At 68.6% G+C, this 8,326-nt stretch carries 8 protein-coding genes; 5 read left to right on the top strand and 3 right to left on the bottom strand.

Annotated elements, in window-relative coordinates:
* The 3 genes from ACHFFA_RS10475 to ACHFFA_RS10465 all read right to left on the bottom strand — a co-directional run.
* Positions 1 to 232 (bottom strand): hypothetical protein (locus tag ACHFFA_RS10475; protein WP_394270791.1); only part of this gene is annotated, 232 nt, incomplete at its 3' end.
* Between the two features lie 107 nt (positions 233 to 339).
* Positions 340 to 885: an RNA polymerase sigma factor gene (locus ACHFFA_RS10470; protein ID WP_394270790.1), complete on the bottom strand. Its 546-nt coding sequence runs from the start codon at positions 883 to 885 to the stop codon at positions 340 to 342.
* Between the two features lie 135 nt (positions 886 to 1,020).
* Positions 1,021 to 1,653: a CatB-related O-acetyltransferase gene (locus ACHFFA_RS10465; RefSeq protein ID WP_394270789.1), complete on the bottom strand. Its 633-nt coding sequence runs from the start codon at positions 1,651 to 1,653 to the stop codon at positions 1,021 to 1,023.
* Positions 1,654 to 1,890: 237 nt separating this feature from the next.
* Here ACHFFA_RS10465 and ACHFFA_RS10460 point away from each other — a divergent pair, with 237 nt between their 5' ends.
* From ACHFFA_RS10460 to ACHFFA_RS10440, 5 genes are all read left to right on the top strand, one after another.
* Positions 1,891 to 3,393, top strand: a complete 1,503-nt coding sequence (locus ACHFFA_RS10460; RefSeq protein WP_394270788.1) for a B12-binding domain-containing radical SAM protein — start codon at positions 1,891 to 1,893, stop codon at positions 3,391 to 3,393.
* The gene (locus tag ACHFFA_RS10455; RefSeq protein ID WP_394270787.1) at positions 3,393 to 4,667 is read left to right on the top strand and encodes a nitric oxide synthase oxygenase; all 1,275 of its coding nucleotides are present in this window, start codon (positions 3,393 to 3,395) and stop codon (positions 4,665 to 4,667) included. Before ACHFFA_RS10460 ends, ACHFFA_RS10455 begins: the two co-directional genes overlap by 1 nt.
* Positions 4,637 to 5,500, top strand: coding sequence for a glycosyltransferase (locus tag ACHFFA_RS10450; protein ID WP_394270786.1), 864 nt, complete (start codon positions 4,637 to 4,639; stop codon positions 5,498 to 5,500). Before ACHFFA_RS10455 ends, ACHFFA_RS10450 begins: the two co-directional genes overlap by 31 nt.
* 242 nt (positions 5,501 to 5,742) lie before the next feature.
* The gene (locus ACHFFA_RS10445; protein WP_394270785.1) at positions 5,743 to 7,353 is read left to right on the top strand and encodes a phospholipase D family protein; all 1,611 of its coding nucleotides are present in this window, start codon (positions 5,743 to 5,745) and stop codon (positions 7,351 to 7,353) included.
* 112 nt (positions 7,354 to 7,465) lie between these two features.
* Positions 7,466 to 8,320: a bile acid:sodium symporter family protein gene (locus tag ACHFFA_RS10440; RefSeq protein ID WP_394270784.1), complete on the top strand. Its 855-nt coding sequence runs from the start codon at positions 7,466 to 7,468 to the stop codon at positions 8,318 to 8,320.
* The last annotated feature ends 6 nt before the right edge of the window (positions 8,321 to 8,326 follow it).

The raw sequence follows: 8,326 nt of genomic DNA, 5'->3' as shown, positions 1-8,326 counted from the left end.
CATCTGGTGGGGCCGCGGCGGGTGCGGCAGGCGTCGCTCGGCGACCGCTTGCCAAGGAGCCCGTCACCACGACCTGCGGGCTGGCCTCTTCGGCGCCCTTCGCATCCGCAGCGGGCGATCGGGCGTCGGCCACTTCGGGCGGCGGGGCGGTCCTGTCCTCCAGCGCTGCGGTGCAGGCAGCCAAGAGGCCCCCCAGCATGCCGGCCACGATCAGGTTTGGCATCCTTCTCATATGCAATTCTCCTTCCAGGCTGCAGCGCATGATCGACCGCATGACCCTGAGAGGCAGCTCGCCCGGAAATCCTTGGACCCTGGTTGAAATATTTTTCGCTCCACGCATCATGGCGCCGGCCTGCCGGGGCCGGCGAGGTGCCTGCGGACCTCGTGCATCCGCCACGATACGGTGCTCTCCGCCACGCCGAGCACCTCGGCCGCCTCGCCATGGGTGAGCTGCTGGCCCACCACCAGCGCGACCGTCTCCCGCAGGTCGGGCTTCAGCCTGGCGATCGCGCTCTTGAGCCAGGCGGCGTCATAGGCGTCGCGTCCGTCCGGCGCGGCGGCCAGCCCGACGATCACTCCCAACCCCTGCGTCAGACGCCGGATCGCACTGCTGCGCCGGCGATGGGCGCTGCAATGGCCGAGCACGATCGCGAACAGCCAGGTGGTGAACTTCGCCTCGCCGCGAAAGTCCGCGATCTTGGTGACGAGAGTGCAGCAGACCTCCTGCGCAATGTCGTCGGCATCGCTGCGCGAACCGGTCACCTGCCAGGCGAGCGACCGGATGCGCTCGTAATGACGTTCCAGCAAGCGGGCGAGGGCCGCACGGTCGCCGCCGGCGGCAGCGGATACCAGCGTGCTGTCCGGTTCCCCCTCGACCGATCCCATGTGCGATCAATCGCCTGCAACCCGCGGCGGGGCAACCGAAAACGCGCAGCGAGGCAGGCGGAGTGCAAACGCCGGGTCCCCGAGGCCGATGCGAAGGGGCCGATGAAGCCTGCCCCGGCCTGATCCGGGCCGCACTCAAGTGAGCGGACGGCCAATGTCCGGGCGGGCATTTGCGGGGGCAGCTTCGCTTGCGCTTGCCGCGAGGTCCGAAAGGATGCTGGCCGCCTGCCGCGGTTCGTGGGTCCACCATGCCGACGCCTCGATGGCGCGGACTTCGGCGGCGCCGAACCGGTCGCGAACCTTGCGGGCGGGGACGCCGGCGACGATGCTGTAGGCAGGCACGTCATGCGTGACGATCGCGCCGGCACCGATGATCGCACCCCGTCCGATGTGGGCGCAGCCCGGCAGGACCACCGCATTGTGCCCGACCCAGACGTCATCCTCGACGACGAGGAGGCGGCTGTGCACCCGCGATTGGCCGACCACGCCGAAGGCCGGATCGTAGAAATAGGGGTGCGAGGAGGGGAAGCCGATGGGATGGTCGGCATCGACGATCCGCGCGGTGCGGGCGAACGAGCAATAGCGGCCGATCCGCACCGGCCCGCGGATTCGGTGTTCACTGAAACAGCCGTAGGAATAGAGGCCGACATCGACCGCGAACCGTTGCCGATAGGTTTCGCGCAGGCGCTCGCTCGTCATCTCGTTGCGGGCCAGCAGCCACAGATGGGCCTTGGACACCAGCCGGGCGGGAAGCGATGATTGCGGCATGTTGCACTCCCTCTCCGGATGCCGCGCGGCGCGACCGGGTGCAGGCCGTACCAGATCGAGAGCGGCGGGCGGAACCCAATTCGCGCCTGTTGCAATCGGTAACGTTTGTCGCAACTGGCGCACGTGGTATGGTGACGGGTGGGAGAGAAGGCTTCTGCCACCAGGAGCCGTCGCATCGTTCACCGGGGTCGCGCTTTCATGTCTCGACGAATCGACAGGGTTGCGCGGTCCGAACAGGTGACGCCGCCGCGCGGCTCTGGCACCGCCCTGCGCGACGAGCGGGTGTTGCTGGTCGACCTCAACATCTTCGCCAATTTCCCGACCCTTGCGATCGGTATCCTCGCCGCCAGCCTGCGCAATGCCGGGATCGATACCGAAGTGCTCTCGCCTCTGGCATTCGATGCGCCGGCGGCCGAGCGTGAGCGGCAGGAAACGCTGGCCGACCACCTGATGCGGCGGGTGCATCTGGCGGATCTTCCCGGAACCGCGGGCATCCGCGATCTTGCCCGCCGGGCGCGGGCCGGTCATCTGGAACGCCCCGGCACCGTCGTCATGCGCGAGGTGACACGCGCCCTTGCGCGGGGGCCGCGGATCGTCCTGCTATCCGCATATCTGCAGCAGTTCGCAACCGTGCGCGCGATCGCTGCAGCGGCCAAGGCGCGCGGCATTTTCGTCCTTCTGGGCGGCCCGATGTTCAATCGAGGCGAGGTGGCGGACCAATGGCGCCGGATCGACGGGGTTGGCGCGGTGGTCGGCGCGGAGATGGACCGGGATATTGGCCCGCTGGTGCGGGCGATCCTGTCGGGCGCGAACCTGCTCGACTTTCCCGGCGTCGTCCTGCCCGATGGTTCGCGTTCGCAGGCGGCCCCGCCGCTGCGCCCTCTTGAGGACGTGCCGATCCCCGATTTCCGCGATTTCCCGTGGGACCGCTACCCCGCCCGCATCGTCCCGGTGATGACCGGGCGGGGCTGCCAGTGGGATAGCTGCACCTTCTGTTCGGATATCATCTCGGTCTCGGGTCGCACCTTCCGGACCCGCAGCGTCGAAAGCGTCCTCTTGGAGATGCAGGAACAGGCGCGACGCCATGCGACCAGCAATTTCCTGTTCCTCGACCTCAAGCTCAATTCCTGGCCCGGCATGATCCGCGGCATCGCCGGCTCGCTCGGCAAATACGTGCAGGGCGCGGAATGGGTCGGCACCGTCCATGTCGACCAGCGGCCCGACAACGGCCTGTCGCGCGCCGATCTCGAGCTTGCGGTCGAAGGGGGGATGCGGCGTGTATCGTTCGGGCTCGAGAGCGGCAGCCAGCGGATGCTCGACGCCATGCGCAAGGGCTGCACCGTCGAGCGCAACGGCCGCTTTCTGATCGACGCGCACGAGGCCGGCCTGTCGGTCCGCTGCACCATGTTCAAGGGCTATCCCGGCGAAACCGCCGCCGACATGGAAGCGACCGCCGATTTCCTCGAAGCGCACGCTCATGCGATCGATCGCATTCGCTTCAACGACTTCACCCTGACCCCCGGCACCGCAATATGGGATGCGGTCACCCGGTCCGACCCGGACGCAGCCACCCTCCAGGTCCGGCGGATCGACCAGCGGCGCGGCCGCTCGCTTTACGAGCGCCATGGCGACCGCTCGAAGGCCTACCGGCGGGCCAAGGCGCGGGCGCTGCGCATCGTGTACCAGATCAACCGCCAACCGCTGCGCGATGCTGCACGCCAGTTCGACGGGCTGATGTGATGCGCCGGCATCTTTCGCGTTTCCGCACCGCCAGCGCGGCGTTCGGCGGGCCGCTGGAACGGCGGTTGCGGCGCCTCTCTTCGCTGGAACGGCGCGAGGAGGCACGCGCCTTTCTCGACAGCTATCACGATGCGGTGGGCACCGGGGCGGCGGGCAGGGCGCGGCGCTGGCAGGAGGTGCGGCGCGAGCTTTCCCGCGCCGACCATTACGAACACACGCCCGAGGAACTGGCCTATGGCGCGCGGGTGGCGTGGCGCAACCATGCGCGCTGCATCGGCCGGCTGTTCTGGGAAAGCCTCGAAGTGGTGGACTGCCGCGGGACCAGCGATCCCGACGGCATCGCCGAACGGATGGACCGGCATCTGCGCGACGCTCATGCCGATGGCCGGATCCGCTCGATCATCTCGATCTTCGATCCGGTGCGCGGGACCGACATTCCCGCGTGGATCGAAAGCGACCAGATCAGCCGTTACGCCTGCCACCGCACCGCAGGCGGGGGGTGGATCGGCGACCGGCAGAACATCGAGGACACCATGACGGCGATCTCGATGGGCTGGCACCCGCAAGACGAGCCGGGACCGTTCGACCTTCTTCCCTGGTTCATTCGCGACCGGCAGGGGCGGCGGATCAAGGTCGACCTGCGCCCCGGCGCCGTGCGCGAAGTGGCGATCCGCCACCCCCATGCCGATGGACTGGCGGCGCTGGGCCTGCGGTGGTATTCGGTCCCCGTGGTCAGCGGGATGATCCTGACCATCGGCGGCATCGATTATCCCTGCGCCCCGTTCAACGGGTTCTACATGGGCACCGAGATCGCCTCGCGCAATTTTGCCGACGCCCGGCGCTACGACCTGCTGCCGCAGGTGGCCGATGCGCTGGCCATACCCCGCGATCCGTCCAACCCGCTGTGGAAGGACGAGGCGCTGACCGAACTTAACCGCGCGGTCTTGCATTCCTATGGCGAGGCGGGGGTGACCATCGTCGACCACCACACCGCGGCGCACCAGTACATGGTGTTCTACAACCGCGAACAGCGGGCGGCCCGGCGGGTGGCGGGCGACTGGCGCTGGCTGGTCCCCCCGCAGGCTGGTTCGGCCTACGATATCTTCCATCTCAAGATGCGCAATTTCCACCCCGTGCCGAACTACTACCGCCATCGCGGTGACGACGGGTTGCGGCTGATGCCGTGGTATGGCGACGGATACCGGCGCCGCCCGCGGATCTGGCGGGACCGGATCATGCGCCGATGGAAGATCTGGAAACGGATGGCCTGGTGAACGCGCCGGCGTTCAGCGTCGTCGTCCCCGTCTACAACGAGGAGACGGGTCTGGCCGAACGCTGCGCCGCCCTGCTGGACGGGCTTCCCCCGGGAGCCGAGGTCGTGTTCGTGTGCAACGGCTGCACCGACCGGAGCGAGGCGATCCTGCGCGAAACCGTCGGGGCACGGGCGCTGATCCTCCTCGCGCCCAAGGGCAAGGCCGCGGCGATCCGCACCGGCGAGCGGCACGTGACCGCGTTCCCGCGCTTTTACGTTGATGCGGATGTGGAGATCGGCGGGGCGGACCTGTGCCGGTTGGCGCAGCGCCTGAGCCATGGCACAAGACTTGTGGCGCCGCGCCTGCGCCTCGATCTTGCGGGGGCCAGCCGGGCGACGAGGCTGCTCTACCGCTTTGCCGCGCAACTGCCGCATTGGCGCCAAGGGGCTTATCACAACGTCCTGGGCATTACCGAGGACGTCCGCGCACGGTGGGGCGAGTTTCCCGAGGTCATCGCCGACGACACCTTCATCGAAAGCCAGGTCGTCCCGGGCGAGAAGGCCATCGTGCCCGAGGTGGAGGCCGTGGTGCGCCCGCCCAGGCGGCTGTGGCCCTTTATAATGGTGCGGACCCGCTGGCTGCAGGGCGAGCGGGAACTCGCCGCGCGCGGGTTCGCCATCCCCCGGGTGGCCGGGCAGCGCGCGGCGATCCTGCGGCTGATCATGCGGCCGGGTTACCTGGTCGGCGGAATGCTCTATCTCTTCGCCAACATCGCTGCCCGGCTGCTGGCGCCATGGCGGCCGCGGCGGCCGGACGACTGGTATCACGATGCCAGCGCGAGGCGGGGGCGCTGATGACCTTGCCCGGGATCGAACTCCCGGTCCCTCCCTGCGTGACTGGCAACCTGCGGGTCCGAGGACGCGGGATAGCCGGACGGGCCTTAAGCGTTGGTAGGCAAGGCAGGCAGCCGGCGAGCAAATTGTGGTACCGCCCGCCCGCCGCGTCGAGAAAGGGCCGAAGCGATGCCGATTGTTGATGAACGATCCCGTCCCGGCCGCCCCCCGGCGCGCCGCCGTGTCGGCCGGTTGCCGCGGGCATGAGGGCTGCGAAAGTGATCGCGGTGGTTGTCCTTGCCGCACTGGGCGCGTGGCTCGCCCTGCGCGCAGCATCGACCTTGCCCTCGCTTGCCGAGCGGCCGCAATCCTTCGCGCTGACCGATACGGGCGATACGCGGCTTGGCCGGGCGATTGCGCCGCGCGTCGCCCGCCATCCGGGGCAGTCGGGCATCCTCGCCTTGTCCGACGGGCCGGGGGCATTCGCCGCGCGGGCACTGATGATGCGCGCCGCCGAACGCTCCATCGATGCCCAGTACTACATCTGGTCCGACGACCTGACCGGCACCCTGTTGTTCGACGAGCTGCGTGCCGCGGCGGAGCGCGGGGTGCGGGTCCGCCTGCTGCAGGACGACAACACCACCGAGGGCCTCGATGCGACGCTCGCCGCGCTCAATTCCCATCCGAACATCGAGGTCCGGCTGTTCAACCCCTTCGTCATCCGCAGTCCACGCTTCGTCGGCTTTCTTACCGATTTTCCGCGGCTCAACCGGCGCATGCACAACAAGTCGCTGACGGTCGACAATCAGGCCACCATCGTGGGCGGACGCAACATCGGCGATGCCTATTTCGGTGCCGGCGAGGGGGCCGCCTTCGCCGATCTCGATGTGCTGGCGGTGGGGCCGGTGGTGGGCGAGGTATCGCGCCAGTTCGATCAATACTGGGCCAGCGCGTCCGCCTATCCGGCCAGCCGCATCCTGCCCGCAGCGCCCGACGGCGCGATCGGCGCGGTTGCAGCACGGGCGGACGAGGTCGCCCGCGATCCGGCGGCGCAGCAATATCTTGCGGCGGTGCGCGATCTGGCGATCGTCGATCAGCTGACCGGGGGGACGCTGCCGCTCGACTGGACACAGGTGCGCATGGTGACCGATCACCCGGCCAAGGGGCTGGGTCTGGCCGAACCGGCCCAGTTCCTGATCTCGCGCCTGGACGACATCCTCGAGGCGCCGAGCGAGCGGCTCGCGCTGGTATCGGCCTATTTCGTGCCGACCGCACAGGGCGAGGCGGCTTTCGGCGCGCTGGCGCGGCGGGGGGTGAAGGTCGATATCCTGACCAATTCCCTCGCCGCGACCGACGTGCCCCTGGTCCACGCGGGCTACGCGCCCTACCGCAAGGGCCTGCTCGCCGCGGGCGTGAAGCTGTGGGAACTGAAGAAAGAGCAACCCGGCTCGGTTCCCGGCAGCGATGTCAGCGATGACGGCGGTGCGGCAAGCGGCAGCGGCGGCAGCGGGAGCGGCAGTTCGGGGTCTGCGGCCGGCGGCGGGGGCACCGCGCTTCATGCCAAGACCTTTGCCGTCGATGGCGAGCGGGTGTTCGTCGGCTCGTTCAATTTCGACCCGCGCTCGGCGCGCCTTAATACCGAACTCGGTTTCGTCATCCGCAGCCCGTCGCTCGCACGGCGGATCGACGAGGGACTGTGGTGGGAAATCCCCCGGCGGGCCTACGAGGTGCGCCTGACCCCGGCGGGCGAACTGGTCTGGATCGAACGCGTCGGAGGGCGCGAGGCGCGCCATTCGAGCGAGCCGGGCACCAGCCCGCTGCAACGGGCTTGGGTGAAAATCCTCTCGCTGTTGCCGATCGAATGGCTGCTGTAGATCGGCGGCGGCGTCGGCGGAGGCGGAGGGGCGGGCCGGGAGCCGTGCCAGCCCCCGCGCGTTGATTGACGGCATGGCTCCTTCTCAGGAGTGACCCAACAGGGATGTCCGCGTGGCTGAATTCATGATCCTCGTCAGCCAGTGGGCGCTGCCGGTCTTCATCTTCGCCACCATCGCCAATGTCGGGCTGACGCAGGACCCCCTGAAGTTCCTCTCCTATCGCCGCGAATGGCGGTTCATGATCAAGATGGTGCTGGCAAACTTCGTCGGGGCGCCGCTGATGATGTATCTGCTGTTGCAGGTCTGGCCGCTGGAACCGGCGATGATGGCGGGCCTGGCAGTGTTTTCGCTGTGCGCCGGCGCGCCGTTCCTGATCAAGCTGGTGGCGACCAGCGAACACGACATGGCGCTGGGCGCGGTGACGCTCATCGTCCTCGTGCTGGCGACGATCGCGATCGTGCCGCTGGTGCTGCCGGTCTTGCTCCCCTCGGTCGAGGTCGATGCCGGCGCGATGGCGTGGACGCTGGCACGGCAGTTGCTGCTGCCGCTGGTGGTCGGCGGTGCCTTTGCCCATTTTGCGCCGGGACTGGCGCGCACGGTGCAGCCGTGGGTAGCCCGGATCGGCAATATCGCGCTCTACGTGGTGATCGGCGGGACCATTCTGGGCTACCTGCCCTCGATGATGCCGATCGTGCGTTCGGGGGCGCTGGCCATCGGACTGGTGTTCATCGTCGCCGCCTTCGGGATCGGCTATCTGGCAGGCCGCGGCAAGGATCACCTCGAGGATGTCGGCGCGCTCGCCACGGCGCAGCGCAACACTGCCGCCGCGATGATCATCGCGGTCAACAGCTTCGAGGATCCGCAGGTCTTCGTGCTGGTGACGCTGGTCAACACGCTCGGCATCGTCATCCTGCTGGCGATCGCCCGCCGCCTCAAGCTCGACAATGTCGAGGTCAGGCCGATGTAGGGGCGG

It is taken from the genome of Qipengyuania sp. (assembly GCF_043423005.1).
Classification (GTDB): Bacteria; Pseudomonadota; Alphaproteobacteria; order Sphingomonadales; family Sphingomonadaceae; genus Qipengyuania.
The sequence above is the reverse complement of the archived record's forward strand: the minus strand, read 5'-3'. Positions and strand labels throughout refer to the sequence as shown.

Excerpts from the sequence above, each read along its gene's own strand:
- ACHFFA_RS10455 (WP_394270787.1), top strand. The coding sequence starts at position 3,393 with ATGCGCCGGCATCTTTCGCGTTTCCGCACCGCCAGCGCGGCGTTCGGC.
- ACHFFA_RS10470 (WP_394270790.1), bottom strand. The coding sequence starts at position 885 with ATGGGATCGGTCGAGGGGGAACCGGACAGCACGCTGGTATCCGCTGCC.
- ACHFFA_RS10465 (WP_394270789.1), bottom strand. The coding sequence starts at position 1,653 with ATGCCGCAATCATCGCTTCCCGCCCGGCTGGTGTCCAAGGCCCATCTG.
- ACHFFA_RS10445 (WP_394270785.1), top strand. The coding sequence starts at position 5,743 with ATGAGGGCTGCGAAAGTGATCGCGGTGGTTGTCCTTGCCGCACTGGGC.
- ACHFFA_RS10450 (WP_394270786.1), top strand. The coding sequence starts at position 4,637 with ATGGAAGATCTGGAAACGGATGGCCTGGTGAACGCGCCGGCGTTCAGC.